We start from the raw sequence: 22658 nt of genomic DNA, 5'->3' as shown, positions 1-22658 counted from the left end.
AACGCAACGGACGTGACACTCAGGCTACCATGAATCGCGCCAGTGCCAACTTCGATCCGGCCTCGTTTGCCGCCTCGTTTGCCCAGCAGTTTCCCTCCGCTTCGCTCTCCGCTCAGGACATGTCGCAGTGGTTCAAGGCCGCCCAACAACTGTTCGGCGCGTTGCCGGGATCTGCTGGCCCGTCATCTTTCGCTGCGAATGGTGCAGCGGCTGCCGCGAACCCATTCGCGGGGCTCTTCGAACTTTTCGGTCAATCAGGCGCCATGCCGCAGCCGACGTCGTTGCACGTCGATCCTGCGCGACTGAATGAGCTTCAGTCGGAATACGCCCGCGAGTTTGCCGAACTCGTCGCCAGTTTCAATCAACCCGGTCTCGATACGGCCCCCGCACTCGGCGATCGTCGCTTTGCCGGAGAGGGCTGGCGCAATCCGTTCTACGCGTTGCCCGCCGCGCTCTATCTACTCAACGGCCGCTTCCTGATGCGCATGGCCGAACTGGTCGATGCCGATGCGAAGACACGCGAGCGGATTCGCTTCGCCGTCGAGCAATGGGTCGCCGCAAGCTCGCCCGCGAACTTCATCGCCACGAACCCGGATGCACAGCAGCGCCTCGTACAGACGCACGGCGACAGCCTGCTGGCGGGCATGCAGCATCTGCTGGTCGACATGGGTAAGGGCAAGGTGTCGCAGACCGACGAGGCGGCCTTCGAAGTCGGACGCAATGTCGCGACGACCGAAGGGGCCGTGGTCTTCGAGAACGACCTGATCCAGCTCATTCAGTACAAGGCGCTCACGCCGACGGTGCACCAACGCCCGTTGCTGATCGTGCCGCCTTGCATCAACAAGTTCTACATCCTCGATCTGCAGCCCGAGAATTCGTTGGTGCGTTACGCCGTCGAGCAGGGTCACACGGTGTTCGTCGTGTCGTGGCGCAACCCCGATGCATCGCTCGCCCACAAGACCTGGGACGACTACGTTGGCGAAGGTCCGATTGCCGCCATCGACGTGGTGCGCGACATCAGCGGTCAGTCGCAGATCAACGCGCTCGGCTTCTGCGTGGGCGGCACGTTGCTGGCCGCAGCACTCGCCGTGCTCGCCGCCAAGGGGCAGACGGGCCGCAAGTCGCCGGTCGCGAGCGTGACGTTGCTCACGACGCTGCTGGACTTTTCCGATACCGGTGTACTCGACGTCTTCGTCGATGAGCCGCATGTTCAATTCCGCGAGCAGACGATCGGTGGGGGGCTTGGCCAGCCGCCGGGGTTGATGCGCGGCGTTGAACTCGCCAACACGTTCTCATTCCTGCGTCCGAACGATCTCGTCTGGAATTACGTCGTCGACAGCTATTTGAAAGGCAATGCGCCTCAGCCGTTCGATCTGCTGTACTGGAATGGCGACGGCACGAATCTGCCCGGACCGATGTTCTGCTGGTATCTGCGTCACCTTTATTTGCAGAACGAACTGAAACAACCCGGTGCGATTCAGACCTGCGGCGTGCCTGTCGATCTGGGTGCCATCGAGGCACCGGCGTACGTGTTCGGCTCGCGCGAAGATCACATCGTGCCGTGGACGTCGGCGTTCCGCTCGTTGCCGTTGCTTGGCGGTGAACGCCGCTTCGTGCTGGGCGCGTCGGGTCACATCGCGGGTGTCGTCAATCCGCCGGTGAAGAAGAAACGCAGCTATTGGCGCAACGACGACGTTGGTGTCGATGCGAGCGACTGGCTGGCCGGGGCCACCGAGCATCCGGGAAGCTGGTGGACCGACTGGAGCGATTGGCTCGCGGGCTACGCTGGCAAACGCGTTAAAGCGCAAAATGCGTATGGTAATGTTGCTTATGCACCCATTGAACCGGCGCCCGGGCGTTATGTGAAGGCAAAAGCGTGAAGGCGAAAGCCTGAGCGGACGGGCATCCCCCTGGTTCGAACCCATTGAAAAAGAGGAATGAGACATGTCGGATATCGTGATTGTGTCGGCTGCCCGTACGGCAGTCGGTAAGTTTGGCGGCTCGCTGGCCAAGGTGGCCGCGCCGGATTTGGGGGCGATCGTGATCGACGAAGTCCTCAAGCGCGCGAAGCTCAAGGGCGAAGACATCAGCGAAGTCATCATGGGTCAGGTGCTGACCGCCGGTTCGGGCCAGAACGTGGCACGTCAGGCGTCGATCAAGGCCGGTTTGCCAGCGATGGTCCCCGCCATGACGATCAACAAGGTGTGCGGCTCGGGCCTGAAGGCCGTGATGCTCGCCGCCAACGCGATCACCGCCGGTGAAGCCGATATCGTCGTGGCTGGCGGTCAGGAAAACATGAGCGCCGCGCCGCACGTGCTGCCGGGTTCGCGCGACGGATTCCGCATGGGCGATGCGAAACTGATCGACACGATGATCGTCGACGGCCTGTGGGACGTGTACAACCAGTACCACATGGGGATCACCGCCGAGAACGTGGCCAAGGAATACGGCATTACGCGCGAAATGCAGGATGCCTTCGCCGCAGCCTCGCAGAACAAGGCGGAAGCCGCGCAAAAGGCCGGTCGTTTCGACGCGGAAATCGTGCCGGTCTCGATTCCGCAGCGCAAGGGCGATCCGGTCGTTTTCAACACCGATGAGTTCGTGCGTCATGGCGTGACGGCAGAGTCGCTGGCTGGACTCAAGCCCGCCTTCTCGAAGGACGGCACGGTGACGGCCGCCAACGCGTCGGGGATCAACGACGGCGCGGCTGCCGTGGTCGTGATGTCGGCCAAGCGTGCCGAGCAACTGGGCCTCACGCCGCTCGCGCGCATCGTCGCGTACGCGAACGCGGGCGTCGATCCGTCGGTCATGGGCATCGGCCCGGTCCCGGCATCGCAGCGCTGCCTCGCCCGTGCGGGCTGGAAGGCGAGCGATCTGGATCTGATGGAAATCAACGAAGCCTTTGCTGCACAGGCACTGGCAGTGAACAAGCAGATGGGCTGGGACACGTCGAAGATCAACGTGAACGGCGGCGCTATCGCCATCGGTCACCCGATCGGTGCGTCGGGCTGCCGTATTCTCGTCACGCTGCTGCACGAAATGGCGCGCCGCGATGCCCGTCGCGGTCTGGCTTCGCTGTGTATCGGCGGTGGCATGGGTGTGGCGCTGGCGGTGGAGCGCGTCTGACGTTTCAGGATTGACGCACGCAAGCGTGAGTCTTATGAGCCGCAGAAGAATCGGTGTCGCCCGTGTGTGCAATGCGCACGGGTACGCACCGAAGTAGTCAGGAGACGAAAGGCACGCGTGGGAACGCGCGGCCTGCGCGTCGGTCAATTGGCAGTCGCAACAGGCGGCAGTTTGCCGTTATTTTGGGGGAAGCGTTCCATGACTCAACGCATTGCATATGTGACAGGCGGGATGGGCGGTATCGGTACGTCTATTTGCCAGCGGCTGTACAAAGATGGCTTCAAGGTGGTGGCCGGTTGCGGTCCGAACTCGCCGCGCCGCGTGAAGTGGCTGGAAGATCAGAAGGCGTTGGGTTTCGATTTTGTCGCCTCTGAAGGCAACGTCGGCGATTGGGAGTCCACGAAGGCGGCGTTCGACAAGGTCAAGTCGGAAGTCGGTGAAGTCGACGTGCTGGTGAACAACGCCGGCATCACGCGCGACACCGTGTTCCGCAAGATGACCCGCGAAGACTGGGATGCCGTGATCGACACCAACCTCACTAGCCTGTTCAACGTCACGAAGCAGGTGATCGAGGGGATGTGCGAGCGCGGCTGGGGGCGCATCATCAACATCTCGTCGGTGAACGGTCAGAAGGGTCAGTTCGGTCAGACGAACTACGCGACGGCGAAGGCCGGTATTCACGGCTTCACGATGTCGCTGGCGCAGGAAGTGGCGACCAAGGGCGTGACGGTCAACACGGTGTCGCCGGGCTACATCGGCACGGACATGGTGCGCTCGATCCGTCAGGACGTGCTCGACAAGATCGTGGCGACGATTCCGGTCAAGCGTCTGGGTGAACCGGGCGAGATCGGTTCGATCGTGGCGTGGCTAGCCTCGGAAGATTCGGGCTTTTCGACGGGCGCGGACTTCTCGCTCAACGGCGGCCTGCACATGGGCTAAGCGGTGACGGGGCGCATGGCCACTGCGGGCCGCAGAAGGTACAGCGCCTCGGATCGGGTTAGGGCTTTGCCGCATAGCAGCAAACGCCCTAGAATCGATAATATGTGATTAACCCCGACCGCCGGTCGGGGTAGTCCTTCAAAAAACGCAGGAAACCCACCGCATGACCGCGAGCAAGAAGACTGACGAACGCCTGATCAAAAAGTATCCGAACCGGCGTCTGTACGATACCCAAACCAGTACGTACATCACCCTTGCCGATGTGAAGCAACTGGTGCTCGAGACCGAGGAGTTCAAGGTTGTCGACGCCAAGACGGGCGAGGACCTGACCCGCAGCATCCTGCTGCAGATCATTCTGGAAGAAGAGACCGGCGGCGTGCCGATGTTCTCGAGTTCAATGCTGGCCCAGATCATCCGCTTCTACGGCCATGCGCTGCAGGGGATGATGGGCACGTACCTCGAGAAGAATATCCAGACGTTCATCGAGATTCAGAGCAAGTTGGCCGATCAGTCGAAGGGCATCTACGAAGGTGCGACCTTCAACCCTGACGTCTGGGCGCAATTCATGAACATGCAGGCGCCGATGATGCAGGGCATGATGACCAACTACATCGAACAGTCGAAGAACCTGTTTGTGCAGATGCAGGAGCAGATGCAGAGCCAGGCGAAGAACATGTTCAGCACGTTCCCCTTCCCGGGTACACCGGGCGCGCCGGGTACGCCGGGTACCCCGGGCCGGGACCCGAACAAGAAGCCCTGAACGAGGCTTTTTGACGGCGGACATCGGCTCGCAACGCTCGATAGCGGCCGGTGCCCGCGAGCGTGGCAGTGTGGCGTGGGGCGCACACTGCCGACGATTTGACCCGATCGGCTGCGCTGCGGCGCAATAGTTAGAACGAACCGCAGGCGATCAGGGTAAAATGCGCGGTTATTCAGTCGGTTACGTCGCATCAGACGTAGAAGACGCATGACGCCACAGGCGTCGCGTACCGGTCGACCGTTACAAGCATCTACTACATCAGGATTTCGCCCCATGTCCCGCCCATCGCCCGCCGGCACCCCCAAGGTCGGCTTCGTTTCGCTCGGCTGCCCCAAGGCTTTGGTCGACTCCGAGCAGATCCTGACCCAACTCCGCGCCGAAGGCTACGACATTGCCGGTACCTATGATGGCGCCGATCTCGTCGTGGTCAACACCTGTGGCTTCATCGACGACGCCGTGCAGGAAAGTCTCGACGCCATCGGCGAAGCGCTGGCCGAGAACGGCAAGGTGATCGTCACCGGCTGTCTGGGTGCGAAGAAGGACGCCGCCGGTCAGGACATCGTGAGCGCGGTGCACCCGAAGGTGCTCGCCGTCACCGGCCCGCACGCCGTGGGCGAAGTGATGAGCGCAGTGCACATGCACCTGCCCAAGCCGCACGATCCGTTCACGGATCTCGTCCCGCCGGCTGGCATCAAGCTCACGCCGCGTCACTACGCGTATCTGAAGATTTCCGAAGGCTGCAACCATCGCTGCACGTTCTGCATCATCCCGTCGATGCGTGGCGATCTCGACTCGCGTCCAGTCGCTGAAGTGATGCTCGAAGCGGAGAATCTGTTCAAGGCAGGCGTCAAGGAACTGCTGGTGATCTCGCAGGACACCAGCGCATACGGCGTCGACGTGAAGTACCGTACTGGCTTCTGGGCCGGTCGTCCGCTCAAGACGCGCATGACCGAACTGGTGACGGCGCTGGGCGAGCTGGCCAAGCAATACGGCGCATGGGTGCGTCTGCACTATGTCTACCCGTATCCGCACGTCGACGAGATCATTCCGCTGATGGCCGAAGGCCACATCCTCCCGTATCTCGACGTGCCGCTGCAACACGCACACCCGGACGTGCTCAAGCGCATGAAGCGTCCGGCCTCGGGCGAGAAGAATCTGGAGCGCATTCAGGCCTGGCGCAAGATGTGCCCGGATCTGACGATCCGCAGCACGTTCATCGCCGGTTTCCCGGGCGAGACCGAAGCCGAATTCGAATACATGCTGGACTTCCTGCGCGAAGCCGAACTCGACCGCGTGGGCTGCTTCGCCTATTCGCCGGTCGAAGGCGCGCGTGCCAACGAACTGCCGGGCGCGTTGCCTGACGAAGTGCGTGAAGAGCGTCGTGCGCGCTTCATGGAAGTGGCCGAGGAGATTTCGGCCGAGCGTCAGCAGCGCAAGATCGGCAAGACGATTCAGGTGATCGTCGACGAAATCAATCAGGACGGCGGCATTGCGCGCTCGGCTGCCGACGCGCCGGAAATCGACGGCCTCGTGTACATCGAGCCGACGGCCAAGGCCGCGAAGCGCCTCAAGGTCGGTGAGTTCGTCAACGTCGAAATCACCGGTGCCGACGGCCACGATCTGTGGGGCGAGGTGGTCTGATGACGCAACAGGATTCCCAATCGAAGCAATCGAAGCAATCGAAGCAATCGATGCAAATGCAGCAAACGCCGCAAGTGCTCGCGATGGGCGAAGCGATGGTCGAGTTCAACCAGTCGCCCGATGACGCCCGTCGTTATCTGCAAGGTTTCGGCGGCGACACGTCCAACTTCGCCATCGCCGCGCGCCGTCAGGGCGTGAGCACGGGCTTCGTGAGCGCCGTGGGCGACGACCTCTTCGGACGCATGTTGCTCGATCTGTGGCGCGACGAACAGGTGGATACGCGCTACGTGCGTGTAGACGGCCAGTCGCCGACCGGCGTCTATTTCGTGTCGCACGACGAAAACGGTCACCACTTCGACTATCTGCGCGCGGGTTCCGCTGCGAGCCGCTATCGCGCGCAGGATCTGCCGGGCGAGGCACTGGCGGGCGCGCAGTTTCTGCATTTGTCGGGCATCAGCCTGGCGATCAGCGTGAACGCCTGCGACGCCGCCTTCGACGCCATGTCGAAGATTCGCGCTGCGGGCGGCAAAGTGTCGTTCGATACGAATCTGCGCCTCAAGCTGTGGCCGCTCGCCCGCGCGCGCGCCACGATGCGTGAAGCGTTCAGCCTGACCGACGTCTGCCTGCCGAGCTGGGACGACGTCACGGCGGTGACCGGTCTGGAGGACCGCGATGCGATTCTCGACGAACTGCTCTCCCACGGTGTGAAGGTCGTGGCGCTCAAGCTTGGACGCGAGGGTTGCTACGTCGCGACTCCGCACGAGCGTCGCATTGTCGCACCGTACCCGGTGCAGGCCATCGACGCTACCGGCGCGGGCGACTGCTTCGGCGGCGCTTTCGTCGCGCGTCTGGCGTTGGGCGACGATCCGTTCGCCGCCGCGCGTTACGCCAACATCTGCGCGGCACTCTCGACGACGGGTTACGGTGCGGTTGCGCCGGTGCCGAGCGCCGAGCAGGTGCTCAAGCAACTGGCAAGCTAAACGGCGCATCCATTGAAGGACGGGGCAGCGCGGTGCAAGCGCTGTCATCGAAGTTTCCCTCCAATGCGCCTGCCATCGCGGTAACCCCTACGGCGCTATACTCGTTGCAAACCTATATCCACCCGGAGAAGAGACATGCAACGAGAGGTCGTGATCGTCAGCGGCGTACGTACCGCGATTGGTGATTTTGGCGGCAGCCTGAAGGATTTCGCGCCGACGCAGCTCGGCGCCATCGTCGCCCGCGAGGCCATGGCCCGTGCGCAGGTCGGCGGTGAAGACGTCGGACACGTCGTGTTCGGCAACGTCATCCATACAGAACCCAAAGACATGTATCTGGCACGCGTGGCTTCCATCGAAGCCGGCGTGAGCCAGCACGCGCCCGCGATGACCGTGAACCGTCTGTGCGGCTCCGGCCTACAAGCGGTGGTCTCGGCGGCACAATCGATCCTGCTCGGCGACACCGATGTGGCGATGGCGGGCGGCGCGGAGAGCATGAGCCGTGCGCCGTACGTGATGCCCGGTGCACGCTGGGGGACGCGCATGGGCGAGTCGCGTCTCGTCGACATGATGTTGGGCGCGTTGCACGATCCGTTTGCGAACATCCACATGGGGGTGACGGCGGAGAATATCGCGAAGAAGTGGGGCATTACGCGCGACGATCAGGACCGCCTCGCCGTGGAATCGCATCAGCGCGCCGCACGTGCGATGGCGGCGGGCTACTTCAACGATCAGATCGTGCCGATCACGCTGAAGTCGAAGAAGGGCGATGTGGCCTTCACGACCGATGAGCATGTGCGGGCGGACGTCACGATGGCGGACATGGCGAAGCTGCGTCCCGTGTTCGAGAAGGACGGCACCGTCACCGCTGGCAACGCGTCCGGCCTGAACGATGCGGCCGCCGCACTCATTCTGATGGAGCGCGCCGAAGCCGAGCGACGCGGTGCGAAGCCGCTCGCGCGTCTGGTGAGCTACGCACACGCAGGCGTCGATCCGAACTACATGGGTATCGGCCCGGTGCCTGCATCGCGCAAGGCGCTGGAGCGTGCGGGTCTGAAGGTCGACGACATCGACGTGGTGGAAGCCAACGAGGCCTTCGCGGCGCAGGCTTGCGCGGTCACACGTGATCTCGGTTTCGATCCGGCCAAAGTGAACCCGAACGGCTCCGGCATTTCACTGGGCCACCCGATCGGCGCGACGGGGGCGCTCATCACCGTCAAGGCACTGCACGAGTTGCAGCGCATCGGCGGCCGGTACGCGCTGGTGACGATGTGTATCGGCGGCGGTCAGGGCATTGCGGCCGTGTTCGAGCGCGTGTAAGTTACTCCCGGGGGCCGACGTTGTTGTCGGCCCAAGTCTTTCCGGAGCCGTGATGACGCAAGACAACCGCAAGCCCCTCGACAAGCCGGAAGCCAACGGCTGGCACTGGCAAACCAATATTCTGCACACCGACACACAGTTGCCTGCCGGTTTCTCGGCGATGCCGGTGCCGGTGGCGCGCGCGTCAACGGTGGTCTTTCCCGATCTGGCGGCCATGCGCTCGCTCGACTGGAAGAACGACAGCCAGTGGCGCTACGGTCTGCACGCCACGCCCACGTCGATGGAGTTGATGCGACGTCTGGCGGCGCTCGAAGGCGGCAAGCACTGCCTGCTGTTCCCGTCGGGGCTGTCCGCGATCTCGAATGTGTACTTCGGGCTCATCAAGAGCGGCGACGACGTGCTCATTCCCGACAACGCCTACGGTCCGAATCGCGACCATGCCGACTGGCTGGCGCAGGCGTGGGGCATTACGGTGCGCTACTACGACCCGATGATCGGCGACGGCATCGGTGCGCTGATTCAGCCCAATACCAAGTTGATCTGGCTGGAAGCGCCGGGCTCGGTGACGATGGAAGTGCCGGACATCCCCGCCATCGCGCGCGTGGCGCGTGAGCGAGGTGTGCTCACGGCCATCGATAACACGTACTCCGCCGGGCTGGCATTCCGTCCGTTCGACCACGGTGTGGACATCTCGGTGCAGGCGCTGACCAAGTATCAGTCGGGCGGCAGCGACATTCTGATGGGCGGCGTCGTGACCATCGACGACGACATTCACCATCGTCTGAAGCAAGCGCGTATGCGCTTGGGCGTCGGGGTGTCGGCCGACGATTGCAGTCTCGTACTGCGCAGTCTCGGCAACCTGCAATTACGTTTCGAAGCGCACGACCGGTCTGCCATGACGCTGGCCACGTGGCTGGGCACGCGTCACGAGATCGCTGCCGTGCTGCATCCCGCCTTCGAAGACTGCCCGGGCTATCAGAATTTCCGTCGCGACTTTACCGGCGCAGGTGGCTTGTTCTCGGTGGTGTTCGACGAGCGCTATTCGCAAGCGCAGATCGACGCCTTCATCGAAGGACTGCGTCTGTTCAAGATCGGTTTCAGCTGGGGCGGGGCCCACAGTCTGGCGCTGCCGTATCGCGTGCCTTCGATGCGCACGGCCACACCGTGGCCGCACAAGGGCAGTCTGGTGCGCTTCTATGTGGGATTGGAAGACGTGCGCGATCTGCAAGCCGATATCGAGGCGAGTCTGAAGGCGCACCTCGTCGCCTGATCGAGACCGATGATCGGAGGCAAAGGGAGACGGGAGACGGCATCTAGGGTCACGCGCTCAGTTCATCAAGAGTTCGGACCTTGATTTTCACGACTCCCTCGCTCGATGTGAGTGCCGTCGAGCCGAAGTTTTAGCGGCACATCTGCGTCGAGCTCCTTTGTGGGAATGACGTATTTCCATGTTTCGGGGCTTCCTGGGGCACGGAAAAAAGCAACAACCGCCACGAACTTCGTGCCGTCTTCAATTGGCCTGGATAGGCTCAACGACGCCCCCGGATTGAGTACGCCAGCCGTACTGGTGAGTCGCTCATTTGCCAGTACTGTCTTGTCTTGCTTGAGCAGATCGTCATAAGACGCTGCGTCAAACAGTTTTCGATCTTTCAGTTGGTACACCCGTACTGCCACCGACGTGGGCCGTCCTGCGTCGTCTGGGTTCAGGGCATCTCGCGCGCTGACGTCGACATCGACTGACTCAATGTGCTTGTAAAACACTGCATTGAACGCGTTGGCGGTGCCATTGGATACGGACTGCCACGCACCACAGCCAGACAGCAGGCACACGGGCAGTAGCAGGGCGAGACGTCGCCGGAAGATGTGTGTGTGATTCGACATAGTTCGTTGGCTCATGCGGCGAGGCCGCTCAGGAATGGGTTGGGTTCGGGCGGCGACACTGAGCGATGAACGCCGAGCGTGATTCGGATCTCTTTGCACTGCGTGCTGGGCAGCACGCTCGTCCAGCCCAGGCGCGGCGCGTGGCTGGCGTCTGCGACGCCGATGCAGGGTCTAGGTGCCATTGTGGAAGGCATCACCAGTCGCACATAAACGTCGGCGGCGGTACCCATGTAGAGCGCGATCACCGCCATCAACTCGGCGTGTAATGCTCTACCGGGCAGAAGCGAAGTGACCTGCAATTCGTTCGATGGATGCAGGACTGCCTCCACTGCGCCATGACGGTAGGTCAAACGTCGTCCAAGCACGTAGTCCGCGCCGAGTCCGCGTGTATGGCTGCCTTTGGCCGATGTCAATGGCCGTGGCGCGCCCGCGCTGATCGTCTTCGGGAAGAACTCGCCAACCTTGACGTCAACGCCTGGCACCGTCACAGCGATCGTGCCTGCCAACCCTTCGGCTGTGCGCGTGCGCTGGATCAGCAGGCCGAGGGTGGCGAGCATTCTTACACCTGGTAGCCCCGCCCGTTGTGGCTTGTCTCCGTCCGCAAAGCCTGCCAGACAGAGTAGGTTGCGAGAGTGGGCGTCAGCGCCACCCGCACGAAAGCTCTCCGGGTAGCGGTACTTCTTCCAGGTCCGATAGAGCAGCGCGACAGTTCGATGATTGAACTGATCCAGGAATGCCGTGACTGCTTCATGACCTTCTTCGCGAAGTGCGATGTCGTCGATCATGTGCGACGGAAGACATGCATCAACGCCATATAGCCCCATGAACGTCGTGCGAAGCGCGGGCGGGGCGTCGGGCAAGTCTTCATCGCGCTCGACGCTCACCACCTCGGCGGACGGAAAGCCCATGCGCGGCCACGGGCGGAACCTCACTGCCTCGTGCACCGGCGTATTGCGGGTGCCGATTTCGGGCATCTCCGGTGCCTGCAGTTCCAACAGGCGGCACAGTTGCATGAAGCTCATGCGCGGTGCGCGAGAAAGCAGGGCATGCACCAGAGGATCGAGATCGGGGAAGTCGCGCGCAGTCACAACGGATCCCGGTGAGTTTTGCTGCGCGGCCAATCGACGCGAGTCCGCGCGGGCAGGCAGATCACCGTCAGCTTGGTGAAAAGATTGATCTCGGCATACATCTCAAAGAACCGGTGCAACAACTCACCGAACAGCATCAAGTCGCCTTCTCCGGCGAAAGCGTGTGCGTCGAGCGTGACCTCGATGTGGACGCCGCGCTCGACCGCGCCGCCGGACACTTCCTCGATGAGGGACTGGGACACCCAGCGGATGGCATCGAGACGTCGACGATTAAGCTCACCTTGCTCCGCATCGGTCCAGTCGTATAAGGAGAGTGCGCCACGGAGTACCTCCGCGTTCATGAGCGACAGGAAGTTCGGTGCCAGATGTGAGAGCACTCGCCACTGGAAGCGGTCGCCAGTTGGCGGGTAGAGCGGCAAGGTGGGGGCAACCAGGTTTTGTACGGCGGCGACGCTCGGGGTGTTCGATGCCAACTCACTCAGATTTGCTGCGCGTAACGACTTGCGAGGCAACATACCGTTTGTACCCGTCAAGTGTAGTGAGAGGCTTTCTTCTGGTAGCTCGTCCATCGTTTCCCAGGCGTGGCCGCCCAGTACAAGCCAGGTCTCATGCTGGCCCGAGGCACCGGTGCGCACGCGCGTGTGGAAGTATCGCTCGGGCGCCTCATGGCGCAGCATGCCGCCGCGGTGCTTGAACGACGAGAACGGTACATAGGGATAACGCTGCGCCGACGTCTGCTCGAAAGCGTCGACCGCGTCCACGGCGTAAATCTCGGTATGCTCGCCTGGATGACCGGCCGGCAGCACACGGTACTCGGTGCTGTGATGGTCGACCGCGATGGGTTGGGCGTCGAGCGAAAACAAATTGATGACTGGCGCACAGAAAAGACGTACGTTCGTTTCATCAAATGGTTGGTCGACCGGGTACGGGTGCGATAGGACGAACTCAAATTCGAATGCATGGGCCTGCTGCGGAAGGCTGGCGATATCGAAACCGCAGAGATCGACAAACAGGAATTTCTCTCGAAACGAGAAGTACTCGAGCAGCAATTGATAGCCTGAGAACGCGTTCTCAGCCTTCGGCCAGAGACGTTCGTCGACCGAGAAACCGGCCGGAGTCACCGAGATTCCTGGCAGAGACACTGCCTCACCACCACGGACCTCGGGAATTCGGCACAGCACCGCATCGACGTGCCGAGTCAGCGCGAGGTGCACGGAGAAGGCCGTCGGCAAGTCGGCATTCAGAAAGAGGCGAAGGCGGGCGAGATCTGTCTCGCCGCGAAGCGCTGTGGTGTCGATGGAGAAACCCAGACGGATAATCGAGCGGCCATCCTGTCGGACTGCCGGGGCCGCATGGGTTATGCGAATTGGGTGGAGTGCAACTGGCTGAGTCGTTCGGTACTCGCATTGCACGTTTCGCGGCGGGGCGCCCTCATGTGCGCCCGGCACAGCAATAGCCGACGAGCGCACCACCACACCAGGATCCACCAGCTCGGTGCTCTGGATCTTGTCTGCCTCGGGGCGTAGCTCCACGATGGACAGCGAGGGAATCATGCGCAGGTAGTGGGGCCAGAGCAGGCTCACCAAACCTTCGGTGAGCTCAGGGAGCTCGTCGTCAAGCTTTTGGCGCAAACGGCCGGTGAGGAACGCGAAGCCTTCATACAGGCGCTCAACGGCAGGATCGAGTGCACCGACACGGTCCATGTTGAGCATGCGCGCGCGGTCTGGGTGGGCACGTGCGAACTCCTTACCCGCCTCGCGGAGGTAGCGCATTTCGGCCTCGTAGTAACGCAGCGTCGGATCGTCGTTTTGCATGATCTATGGGGCTTATTGCGAAGTGAGTGACCGAATCGGGTCGAGTACCGTCATGTCAGCGCGAAGGTCGGCGATCCGACGGGTGAGCGCCATCTTGTCAATGTCTTTACGAGTGCTGGAGGCCTTGAGGGCTTGTGCCAACTGTTGCTTGATGTCAAAGGCGAGTGTCGGCTCCCACTGGGTCAGCACAAACGAGCGCGTGGCGCTGTCGAGTTCGCTGAATAGTGCGATGGCGGTATCGCTTCGGCCAGCCTTCTCAGCCACGCGAGCCATGACGAGGCGTTGCAGGAAGCGGTGACGGTGCGACGTCATTCCAGGCAGGGCTTCGATCCAGGCGAACGCGGCTTCCAAACCCTCGTTAGCGAGTTTCTCGCGCGATTGCGTTTCGATTTCGCGCCAGCCGCCGACAGAGTCCGTTGTGTCCGATAGAACCTCGGCAAATACCGGAAACGATGCGAGACTTTCCCCTGCGGCCAGATCATGTACAACCGCGTGTTGTGCGAGCCACTCGCGCGTGACGTCGTCGGCAAATGGAATGCCGTCGTCGAATGTGAGACGTTCGATGCCCGGAAGCCGCTGCAGGAACAATGCGATGTCTGTGCGCAGCAAATCCGCCCAAGCGGAATGGGGTGCGCCGGAGTGCCCAAGTGCGACATGCTGAAAGTACTGAAGGTCGAGCCAGAAATGATTCGCCAACTCCACGAACGCCTCCTCAACGCGTTCAAGCAACTCGGGCCATTGCTTCTGAAGCATCAGACGTTTGAGGTGCTGGCGAAGCTCTGCACGGGGCGCGGCGAGCCGGGACTTCCCGGTGACGTCTGTCGGCGGCAAATCCTGCAAGGTGTCCCAGCGAACGCTTCTGACGAGGCGCGCCGCACTCAAGTAGCCGTGTTCTTGACTGCGCAGCCACCGCGCCATCACGCGAGCCTGTGCGAGCACATCGTGCGCGGTTTTCACAGGCTCAATCGATGCAGCGACAGGCGATGCCTTCGTCGCCTCTGAAGTGTTATCGGCGGTCGCGCCGGCGGCTGACACAGTGCGTTCAAAATGCGAAACGAGCGCTTGCAGGTTCGGTCGCGATGTCTCAGGCCACGTGCTGGCGTGCGCGAGCAATACGTCGAGCGCGGCCATCGTGCGCTCCAGATCTTCACGCGTGATGGGGCCGCACGCCGCAAGCTGTTCAAGTACGCGCGGTGTGCTCAGCATGTCGAGCGCACCGCAGCGCGCTTGCGCCCGCGTGGGGAGCACTGCATCGCTGAAGCGATCGACGAGTGCGGCAGCGAGTTCCAGTCCGTCGGAAAAGCCGGCGATACCGTCTCGGCGAAGACGTGCCGTGGCGTAGTACCCAGCGAGACGAAGATCTTTGCCCACAACTTTGATGAGGTGCTCGCAGTGATGCGTGATCGCGTTATCGTCGATTTCCGATAACTTGCCTGCCTCGTCCTTGACGGTGAAGAACAGTTCTTCGTAGGCAGGATCCCTGCCGGCGCCATTCTCGTTGCCGCTCCTGTCTGGGAGTGGTGTGAGCCAATCGCTCCACGCGTCGAGCCGGGCGCGAGCGAATTTCTCCGCATGGCGAATGGCTGGGAACAAGCGGTTGAGGAGTCCGGCGAGCATCATTCGACCCTCACTTCAACGGGGGTACCCTTCCTGGTGCCTTGGCGTGTGCTCGCGAGTGTTTGCGCATTGATCGTATCGATGGAGGCACGCCTGTCGTGTTTCGGTTGAGCAAAGGGCCGACCCGCCCCCGTCGTGAAGATGCGCGAGGGCAACTTGAAGTGCCGCAATGTCAGCACTTCGAGTGGACCAGCACCGACGTCGCTACGTAACTGAACACGCAACGGCCTGCCCGCAGTCTGGTCGGGCACCCAGCTCAGCACGTAGCGTGCGCTGTCTTGCTGCGTCACCTGCGCACGTTCGAGCAGGCGGATCAGGCCGAACCGGCCTTGCGCATCGAGTGCTGAGCGCAGGCCGCCCTGCGCCGTTTGCCATTCCACATGCGTGACGTTTTCCAGCGTCTGACCCGGCCACTCAAATGGCTCCCAGGCCTCGCGTTGATTGAAGTAGTGAAAATGTTTGTCGGAGAGCACGAAGCGCACGTCGGTAATGCCAGGGGTGGGCACGCCGCGCAATTCATATCGCATGCGAGCGTCGCCAGAGGGGAACAGTACGATCGCCACGCGTGTAAGCCGGTTCAAGCCATCCAGAAATGCCGGATCGACGCTGAGGCCACCCTGATTTGCCCCCTGAGTGGCCACCCAGCGGTCGCCTTGTCGCTCGATGACGCCGGCGAGCTGCGTGGCAGCAAACTGCGCGATCACGCCATTGTCCGCGCGCATGAAGCGGGCCATCTCGGGCAGGGACGCATCGTTGTCGGAGTCCGCAAACGGATATCGCCCACCGAATGCCTTGTTCCAGTCGGCGACGATGGCGGTGCGCCACAGATCGTTCAGGTTCGCCGCCGCTGGCTGCACTACGACTTGCCACGCCTGATCGAGCGGGGCTTGCAATACGTCGCCAAAGCCGGACCACTGGCCGCCGAGACTGGCAGCGAGACGACTGGCGTAGTCTCGACTGTCGGCGATCTCGGAGGTCTTGCCTTGCAACACGGCTTGGGCGGCCACGCGCGACATGGCATCAGGGTCGTTGGACGCCACCATCTGCTGAAGCTTTAGACGCATCGCCGTGACGCGCTCCAGGTATCGAGACAGGCTCAGGTCACCGGCATCGGTCAGTGGAGATGTGCGGTTCGTGTGGCTGCCTGCGCGACCATTGCCTGCATTGACGAGATCGCTACCGGTCAGTCGCAGGATTGGGCCAAAGGCGCTCGCTAGCGGCGCGGTCGTGGTGGGGCCGCGCTTGGTCGGATCTTGTTCGTGCCCCACCAGTTGTTGCGCCCGGCCCAGCAGGTCCGCTGCCAGTGACTGAGATGTGACCCCTGTACCGGCCTGGTAAGTGATGGCGTTCATGAGTGCGACCATCGGCGAGCGCTGCGGGTCACCCAACAGCAGCAGTTGGTCGACAGTGCCGGTCAGTGTCGACGCGCTTTGCCAGCGCAGGCTGTTGAGAAACTGCTCCCACGCGCGTGCGTAGTCGTCGAAATAGCGCTGCTGTAGTTCGGCCTTCAGAGCCGAGGTGTCACCCTGGTTGCTCGTGCTATCCGACAGCACCCAGTCTGCGCCGACGTCTTGCCGTGCGCTGGCTTCGTCGATGGCGCGCGAGATGCGCTCGTCGAAGGCCGCGCGGGTGAACACGCCGGGAACGGTCTGAGTGGTGCTGAACAGCCCTCGACTCGACGTATCGCCGAGCAGGCTCGTTAGGGTGATCGGTGGGTACTTGGCCTGTGCTTCGTCGATGATCTTCTCGTAGATGGCATCGGTGGAATTCTGGATGCCGCGCACGCTGACAATCGTTTGTCGGGTGGAGGCCACAAGGCTTTGATCGGCGGGTGTCGCCAACGATACGCCGCCGCGTGAGGTGCCGAGATGGGAGGCGAGGAACGCGAGCGTTTGCCCGCGCAGGTCGTTCCAGGTACCGGCAGAGACATCGGCGTTATCGGGGCGCACGGGTTCGTTTGTCGCCATGAGCTGCGGTGTGAGGAACGCGCTATTAGCGCGTGCCGGTGTGGCAAGCATCAGGTAGGCCTTGAGCGTGTCGTAGGCGACGTTGGCCTGAACGTTACCGCTGTCGGCGATCTCGGCGTCGGAGAGAGACGCGAGGCGCATCAGGCGGGCTTCGAGGGCCTGACGCACCGGTGTCACCAGGAGGACCTGGGCCGCGTGGACGTAGCCAGGCCACACGGCATCGAGAATCGCACTATCCCGGTTCAGACCGAAGCGTGTGGACCAGGGCGCACCGTTGCGTTCCCGTACCTCAAACGTGTCGATCTGACGGTCAAGACTATTGAGTGCGAGCATCTGCTGCCCACGGTCGGGTGCTTGATTCCATTGGGTCAAAGCGTCCGAGACCGATCTGATCGTGGCTCGGTTGTGCAGTCCGGATAGATTGACGCCCAGTATCCAGATGAACATGGCGCCGGTGACGAGCCAGGCAACTGTGCCCGATGGTGAGAAGCCGACGCGGCGGCCATGCAGCTTGCGGCTGTGCTGAGCAATGGTCTGCCAGAGCTTGGGGTGCGCGATGCCAGACGTGGTTTGATCTGACACGGTGCTCGCTGGGGCGAGTGGCGCGAAGAAGATGCCGTGGACAGAGTGGCGCCAGAACGATGAGGCGGCGGTCTGACTGATCAAGGTGCACAGGGTGTCACACTTATGTGTGACATGCTGGGCTAGGGTGGCGACGGTTCGCTGGTGCGGATCCTCACTCAGGCGGGCCACACCTGCGTCTGAGAGGGTGTTGGCCAGCATGGTCATCGAGGCCTTGACGCCGTTCTCGCTGATGCGCTCACCCGTCCAAAGCAGACCGACGATTTCGCTTGCGTCCTGTGCGTTGACCTGCCCGGTGGTGTGATCTGCGCCTTCCAGTCGAGCGACGTCGAGTAGATAAGCAGGGGCAGCCCATCGTAGCGCTCGGTTGATCCGGGCGAGTTGTGGCGCCAGATTCTCGGGTGTAAGTGAAGTGTCGCCGTCGCTGATCGCATCGCTGGAAGCAAGCGCGACAATGGCATCGATCGGGCGGCGGCGCCGCATGCGGCGAATTTGCTTGAGCCACTCCTGATCGTGCGCGTCGAGTTTGTCTGCGACGAAAAGCAGCACAGACTCGGCTGTGAGTACAAAGCCGGTTGAAGCAAGCGCGGGCGACAGTCGTTGGACGAGCGGCTTGGGGCCGGTGACGAGGATCCATCGCTCGCGATGTCGCCAGCGCCGGCCGTGACGTTCCCTGAGTTGACTGAGCAGCGAGTCATGCCTGGAGTCGGCCATACTCGAATTGGGTGCGAAATCGGCGGGTGAGACCTTGTCTGCGCTTCCTAGGGTGCTACGAAAGCTCGACAGCACTTCCAGTGAAGCCACCCACCGGACAACCAGCTCCAGATACTTCAAGAGAAGCAGAATGACGAGAAGACTGCAGAGCAACGCGAGTTCGATCGTGATGCGTCGCTCCAAAGACCAGCCCAGGTGCAATCCTCTTACCCAAAGCGTAACGGCCACCACCAGAAAAAGGATGCTCGCGCCAAGCCCGAGGTAGAAGCCGGCGGATCGTGCTTTTGGTGATTTCATACGTGATTTCTACAGACGGATGCACTGAGCGTCCCCTGTTCTGCACTCAGAACAAGTTGCGGTGTTGCGCATGTGCGGGTGTTCTCTAGAGCCAGCGCGAGCGCGAGCCACGGGCCGGTTAAGGCGGTATCGCCTACCGAATCTCTCAGCGGACGAAAATCGACCTGCTTAGAGAATCCTTGCTGGCGGATGGGGCCTTCCTGATCGCCGGCAACTCCGTGTGCCCAAACTCGCGGGAGACATTGCGGATCACATCCACCCCACCGGGACGCGAGAGAAATGACGGTTGTTGCGTCGTCCATGGATCCCAACGCCGGGCGGTGAACAAGCAGTGCTGGAGTCTGCGGCTTGCCTCGACAGAACAAAATCGCGACGCCTGCTTCAGCAACTCCATTGGAGAGCACCTGACTTATCGCTGGCAGTAGGTTCAGGCTGACGACGAGTTTCGCTGCGGGTGAGGCGGGCTCATCCAACCATGCGTCGAACTTAAAAAAGCGGAATACCTTGCGGGAATGGCGTGACTAACACCTTCAGATCGGGACGGAGTCTGCGGATATGGTCCTCGAGCGCTTGAATAGCCCATTCCAGTTCGACCGATGCTGAGACGTGCGCAGCAACGTCGAGGCGGGCATTTGCAGGTAGCGCTTGCAGTGCATCAACAATGTGCTTGAAAAGGTGCTCATACAACCAGTCGACGAGTCGTGTGTGCCGTCCAAATTCGTTCAGCATGTTGCCTGCGGCATAGGTGCGCCCTGGCATGTCGATCCAGCGTGCCTTGACCTCGACGCCTGCTTGCGCAGCACTCGGACGAGCCACTGCTTTGACCGAGCCGTCCAGAATTCCGGCAAGCTGGTTTTCTACGGGATCGGAGGAAAAGCACCAGGTATGACCAAGCACGATGAGCGGCACACTCGCCGCGTTGTGGCATCGCTGTTCTAGGGCATCGCATTCAACGTTATAAGCAACGGCACTGCTGCGCGTTACGTCCGCATACCCGAGCCAAATGCAGCATGAGAACGCCCATGCCGCGACGGATAGTCCAACTGCATATGCCAGGAGCGAAGGCGTGTTGCTTGACACGTCGGTAGGCCACAGCGCGAAAGTCAGTGCTGCACCGACGAAGAGTGTCACGGCGAGCGTGGCGATTGCTGTGATGAACGACAGTGATGCCGGTTCCGGAACGGGCTTACGCGCGGGTACGCGCTCAAATTCGATGGGCATTGAGACTTAGACCACCTTTGCGCCGCCGGATGATGCGATCAGATGCGCACCACAACGGGTTCGATGCCCATCGCAGGAAAGCAAGGTCGTACCGAACTTCATTCGGCGATTGCCTTCAACGATCTCGTTCTCACCGTGTATCGGGCACGACACCCTGGCACCCACATGGGCTGCTCGGCGGCCATTGACCGTGATGCGTTCGGTGCCGGACAGGACTGTGCCGCCGTGAGTCGTGGCGTCGCCTTCGTATGCGAGGTTATTCATCAATGTGGTGGCCGAGCCTGGGCCTGTTAGCTATAGAAAGAACTGCGATGATCGCGTGTGGCACGTTTCTGTTTATGCGAAATCGCCTCTCCCCTTCATTGGTTGATAAGTTCTTTAGTTATCGAGGATCTTTCCTTGAATGGGTAGTTAATTGAAGACCCGGTTTTAGATGTTCCATCAATCCCTGGGGGGGGATTTATTTTCGATTTCTTTGTTTTCAATAAATCTCTTGGGAATTGTTTTTTCGTTGTACGTATATGCGGAAATCTTGTGGTGGTATCCAAGATATTCTGCGGATTGGGAGTTCATTGGCCATCTCGCTTGTATGACGATATTCATACTATTGAAATATAAAATTGAGGTGATTTCCGGGCTTGCTCCATTTATCGGAAGTTCGTCGATTGGAAGGTTTTCTCCATCGACGCATTGCCAAGAAATAATTAATGAGTATGGCGGTGTGCTCAAGGGGTCATTCTTATCATATTGATAATTCCTGTTAATATGAATTGAGCAGCCGGAGCGAATCTCGTCGGCCGAGATGATTCTGGGGGATCTGTCTGTCAGACTTGATGCCGCTACTGTGCCGCAGATCGTAGAGAGAAATAAGATGATTGCGACGATATTCTTCACCATCCATTCTCCGATGTGAGGTTTTGGTCCCAGGCGTCCTTGCAAGGTTGGACGCCTTTATTTATAGCTGCGAAAGCTCTTTCTGCTGCGGCCTTTCTTCGGGAAAAGTCTTTCATATCAGGATCGAGCGGTGAGTTGCGTCGATGTTAACTTTTGCCAATTTGGGATGTTTTCTGGGGTGCTTAATCGCACTCGACGTTATGAAATTCAGCGTGAATCTATTGGTTTGAAATTTTCCTTGATCATGTTCTTATATGCGGCAGAGTTGATCGATGTTTCATTCTGGCAGGTGAGATTAAATTTATTTTCGCCGTTTTTATGTATTGCGATTCCAGAATTTAATTCCGGACCATCATCGGTTCTAATGGTTTTGTCGTATAGGTAGTAGGTGTATTCAAAATTGGAAAACCGAACGTGCGCTTCCCCACCGCCAGAATATTGCGCGTAGGAAAAAAAGAATCGGTCTTCGAGCCCATTACCATTCCCTGAAATCACAAGGTCGATCTTCCCAGAATTTCCATGGTGATACGAAAACGACGTATCTTTTCTCGATTGGCAGAGCGATGATGTTGATGGCCCATTTATGCAACTAAATACAGTTGATTATTCGTCCAAGCACAATCCTTCTGTGTGAGAATTGTTTGAGAGGAGCAGAAATATTGCAGGAAAAACCAATGTCCTTATAAGTTTTGGTAGGTCATTCCGGTAATAAACAAAGTAGTGGTGCAATTTTGTTGTGCCTTGCATGTTTGTCTTCCATCCATTCTTGTTGACATTAAAATGTAACAATCGTTTTATTTTTGATGTTTTTAATTTAATTAATTCGATAAAATTTGTTTTGTTGAGAATTTTGAATTATTTTTTTGCGAATTTCGGTGTTAAATATTGTTGGAATTTAGTGGGTGATGTTATTGAGAGGCTGGTGATGAGTCGGCATACTTCTCGTAATGGCTCGTTCTGGTATTTTTCTTTCAAGTTTTCGGGCCTTCATGTCGGAGACGTACTGTGCATAGAAAATTTCGGCATGCGAAAACATTTCCATAGACCAATAAGCGTCGGCGAGATTTAGCTTGGCCACTGTGCGTTCTGGAAATTTCTCAATTATTTGCTCGAGAATGGCCCTTGCATCGGAACTTCTGCCGCCTCGAATTAAGAAGTATCCAAGGTCGTTTATGTCCCTGACGTTTTCTTCCGTGATGTTCGATATCATCTCCGAGATTTGGTAATCGAGAAGGGAGGAAAGGTACATCTCTAGGGTCTTGGGGGTTGATATCGCGCTTCGAAATCTCCTTAACTCGGTCGCGATTGCCGCGCGTACGATCTTCGGCGATTCGTAGGTGTACGGTCCCCGCTCCCCGGGGGGGAAGCACGGTTTTACGCGTGCAACTTTTTGCCAGCGAAGGGGAGGGGAGTCCAGCTTCTCAGGCCGTTCTCCAGTTATTTCTCGCGTCAAACACCAATTCTCTCTCTCAGGGATCCACTGGTATACATAACGATAAATTTGGCCTCCTCGACTTATACAGCTCCCGTCGATGGCGACTTGCTGGGTGCCATGTATAGGGAAAATGGACATTGAGCTACATTCATCGAATTTTTCGACATAATATGAAAGTGGTTCTTTCAATGACTGGGAGCGGTATTCAATCATTAGTCCAGAATTGTTTGGAGTAGATTGAAATGTGAATTTTCCAAAGCTCCCTGTTTCTTCGAAACTTCCGGAGAAGAAATTTGACTGACTTTTCGCGGAAATCGGAAAGTAAACGGAAAAAGAAGAGAGCGATAAAATTGCTAGTATTCTCAGCGTTCGCACTATGGCTCCT

At 59.9% G+C, this 22658-nt stretch carries 17 protein-coding genes; 8 read left to right on the top strand and 9 right to left on the bottom strand.

Translation table 11 applies throughout. The features are described 5' to 3' along the window. The first annotated feature begins 119 nt into the window (after nt 1–119). The 8 genes from phaC (at nt 120) to ACIQWO_RS07085 (ending at nt 10033) form a co-directional block, all read left to right on the top strand. Nucleotides 120–1880, top strand: coding sequence for a class I poly(R)-hydroxyalkanoic acid synthase (gene phaC, locus ACIQWO_RS07120; RefSeq protein WP_402821897.1), 1761 nt, complete (start codon nt 120–122; stop codon nt 1878–1880). Nucleotides 1881–1944: 64 nt separating this feature from the next. Continuing rightward, complete coding sequence (locus ACIQWO_RS07115) at nt 1945–3126, top strand: acetyl-CoA C-acetyltransferase (RefSeq protein ID WP_046292248.1); 1182 nt, start codon at nt 1945–1947, stop codon at nt 3124–3126. A 198-nt stretch (nt 3127–3324) separates the two neighbouring features. Beyond that, complete coding sequence (locus ACIQWO_RS07110; protein ID WP_233326045.1) at nt 3325–4065, top strand: 3-ketoacyl-ACP reductase; 741 nt, start codon at nt 3325–3327, stop codon at nt 4063–4065. A 163-nt stretch (nt 4066–4228) separates the two neighbouring features. Continuing rightward, a complete protein-coding gene (phaR, locus tag ACIQWO_RS07105; protein ID WP_402821076.1) occupies nt 4229–4825 on the top strand; it encodes a polyhydroxyalkanoate synthesis repressor PhaR in 597 nt (198 codons plus the stop codon). Between the two features lie 273 nt (nt 4826–5098). After that, nucleotides 5099–6466 carry a 30S ribosomal protein S12 methylthiotransferase RimO gene (rimO, locus tag ACIQWO_RS07100; RefSeq protein ID WP_402821074.1) on the top strand — a complete coding sequence of 456 codons (1368 nt, stop codon included), beginning with the start codon at nt 5099–5101 and terminating at the stop codon, nt 6464–6466. Between the two features lie 56 nt (nt 6467–6522). Beyond that, nucleotides 6523–7446: a sugar kinase gene (locus ACIQWO_RS07095; protein ID WP_402821894.1), complete on the top strand. Its 924-nt coding sequence runs from the start codon at nt 6523–6525 to the stop codon at nt 7444–7446. 135 nt (nt 7447–7581) lie between these two features. Beyond that, a complete protein-coding gene (gene bktB / locus ACIQWO_RS07090) occupies nt 7582–8763 on the top strand; it encodes a beta-ketothiolase BktB (RefSeq protein ID WP_150662997.1) in 1182 nt (393 codons plus the stop codon). Between the two features lie 52 nt (nt 8764–8815). Continuing rightward, complete coding sequence (locus ACIQWO_RS07085) at nt 8816–10033, top strand: cystathionine beta-lyase (RefSeq protein ID WP_402821069.1); 1218 nt, start codon at nt 8816–8818, stop codon at nt 10031–10033. 65 nt (nt 10034–10098) lie between these two features. Here ACIQWO_RS07085 and tssJ read toward each other — a convergent pair whose 3' ends face one another. From tssJ to ACIQWO_RS07040, 9 genes are all read right to left on the bottom strand, one after another. Then, nucleotides 10099–10659 (bottom strand): type VI secretion system lipoprotein TssJ, encoded by a 561-nt coding sequence (gene tssJ, locus ACIQWO_RS07080; RefSeq protein ID WP_402821066.1) that lies wholly within the window; start codon nt 10657–10659, stop codon nt 10099–10101. Beyond that, nucleotides 10656–11732: a type VI secretion system baseplate subunit TssG gene (gene tssG / locus ACIQWO_RS07075; protein WP_402821063.1), complete on the bottom strand. Its 1077-nt coding sequence runs from the start codon at nt 11730–11732 to the stop codon at nt 10656–10658. Before tssG ends, tssJ begins: the two co-directional genes overlap by 4 nt. Next, nucleotides 11729–13546 carry a type VI secretion system baseplate subunit TssF gene (gene tssF / locus ACIQWO_RS07070; protein ID WP_402821060.1) on the bottom strand — a complete coding sequence of 606 codons (1818 nt, stop codon included), beginning with the start codon at nt 13544–13546 and terminating at the stop codon, nt 11729–11731. Before tssF ends, tssG begins: the two co-directional genes overlap by 4 nt. A 12-nt stretch (nt 13547–13558) precedes the next feature. Continuing rightward, nucleotides 13559–15166 (bottom strand): type VI secretion system protein TssA, encoded by a 1608-nt coding sequence (gene tssA, locus ACIQWO_RS07065; RefSeq protein WP_402821057.1) that lies wholly within the window; start codon nt 15164–15166, stop codon nt 13559–13561. After that, complete coding sequence (locus tag ACIQWO_RS07060) at nt 15163–18723, bottom strand: ImcF-related family protein (protein WP_402821054.1); 3561 nt, start codon at nt 18721–18723, stop codon at nt 15163–15165. Before ACIQWO_RS07060 ends, tssA begins: the two co-directional genes overlap by 4 nt. Nucleotides 18724–19209: 486 nt before the next feature. Continuing rightward, complete coding sequence (locus tag ACIQWO_RS07055; RefSeq protein WP_402821051.1) at nt 19210–19944, bottom strand: hypothetical protein; 735 nt, start codon at nt 19942–19944, stop codon at nt 19210–19212. Between the two features lie 6 nt (nt 19945–19950). Continuing rightward, nucleotides 19951–20208 (bottom strand): PAAR domain-containing protein, encoded by a 258-nt coding sequence (locus ACIQWO_RS07050; RefSeq protein WP_402821892.1) that lies wholly within the window; start codon nt 20206–20208, stop codon nt 19951–19953. Between the two features lie 177 nt (nt 20209–20385). Further along, a complete protein-coding gene (locus ACIQWO_RS07045; RefSeq protein WP_402821048.1) occupies nt 20386–20841 on the bottom strand; it encodes a hypothetical protein in 456 nt (151 codons plus the stop codon). 892 nt (nt 20842–21733) lie between these two features. Then, nucleotides 21734–22648 (bottom strand): tetratricopeptide repeat protein, encoded by a 915-nt coding sequence (locus ACIQWO_RS07040; protein WP_402821045.1) that lies wholly within the window; start codon nt 22646–22648, stop codon nt 21734–21736. Nucleotides 22649–22658 lie beyond the last annotated feature (10 nt).

This window comes from Pandoraea sp. NPDC090278, from assembly GCF_044772185.1.
In the GTDB taxonomy this organism is placed as follows: domain Bacteria; phylum Pseudomonadota; class Gammaproteobacteria; order Burkholderiales; family Burkholderiaceae; genus Pandoraea.
The sequence above is the reverse complement of the archived record's forward strand: the minus strand, read 5'-3'. Positions and strand labels throughout refer to the sequence as shown.

Bases quoted from the DNA above. Each gene is read 5' to 3' on its own strand.
- rimO (WP_402821074.1), top strand. From the start codon at position 5,099: ATGTCCCGCCCATCGCCCGCCGGCACCCCCAAGGTCGGCTTCGTTTCG.
- tssA (WP_402821057.1), bottom strand. From the start codon at position 15,166: ATGATGCTCGCCGGACTCCTCAACCGCTTGTTCCCAGCCATTCGCCAT.
- phaC (WP_402821897.1), top strand. From the start codon at position 120: ATGTCGCAGTGGTTCAAGGCCGCCCAACAACTGTTCGGCGCGTTGCCG.
- ACIQWO_RS07050 (WP_402821892.1), bottom strand. From the start codon at position 20,208: ATGAATAACCTCGCATACGAAGGCGACGCCACGACTCACGGCGGCACA.
- bktB (WP_150662997.1), top strand. From the start codon at position 7,582: ATGCAACGAGAGGTCGTGATCGTCAGCGGCGTACGTACCGCGATTGGT.
- ACIQWO_RS07085 (WP_402821069.1), top strand. From the start codon at position 8,816: ATGACGCAAGACAACCGCAAGCCCCTCGACAAGCCGGAAGCCAACGGC.
- ACIQWO_RS07110 (WP_233326045.1), top strand. From the start codon at position 3,325: ATGACTCAACGCATTGCATATGTGACAGGCGGGATGGGCGGTATCGGT.
- ACIQWO_RS07055 (WP_402821051.1), bottom strand. From the start codon at position 19,944: ATGCCCATCGAATTTGAGCGCGTACCCGCGCGTAAGCCCGTTCCGGAA.
- ACIQWO_RS07115 (WP_046292248.1), top strand. From the start codon at position 1,945: ATGTCGGATATCGTGATTGTGTCGGCTGCCCGTACGGCAGTCGGTAAG.
- tssF (WP_402821060.1), bottom strand. From the start codon at position 13,546: ATGCAAAACGACGATCCGACGCTGCGTTACTACGAGGCCGAAATGCGC.
- phaR (WP_402821076.1), top strand. From the start codon at position 4,229: ATGACCGCGAGCAAGAAGACTGACGAACGCCTGATCAAAAAGTATCCG.
- ACIQWO_RS07095 (WP_402821894.1), top strand. From the start codon at position 6,523: ATGCAGCAAACGCCGCAAGTGCTCGCGATGGGCGAAGCGATGGTCGAG.
- tssJ (WP_402821066.1), bottom strand. From the start codon at position 10,659: ATGAGCCAACGAACTATGTCGAATCACACACACATCTTCCGGCGACGT.
- ACIQWO_RS07045 (WP_402821048.1), bottom strand. From the start codon at position 20,841: ATGGTGAAGAATATCGTCGCAATCATCTTATTTCTCTCTACGATCTGC.
- ACIQWO_RS07060 (WP_402821054.1), bottom strand. From the start codon at position 18,723: ATGAAATCACCAAAAGCACGATCCGCCGGCTTCTACCTCGGGCTTGGC.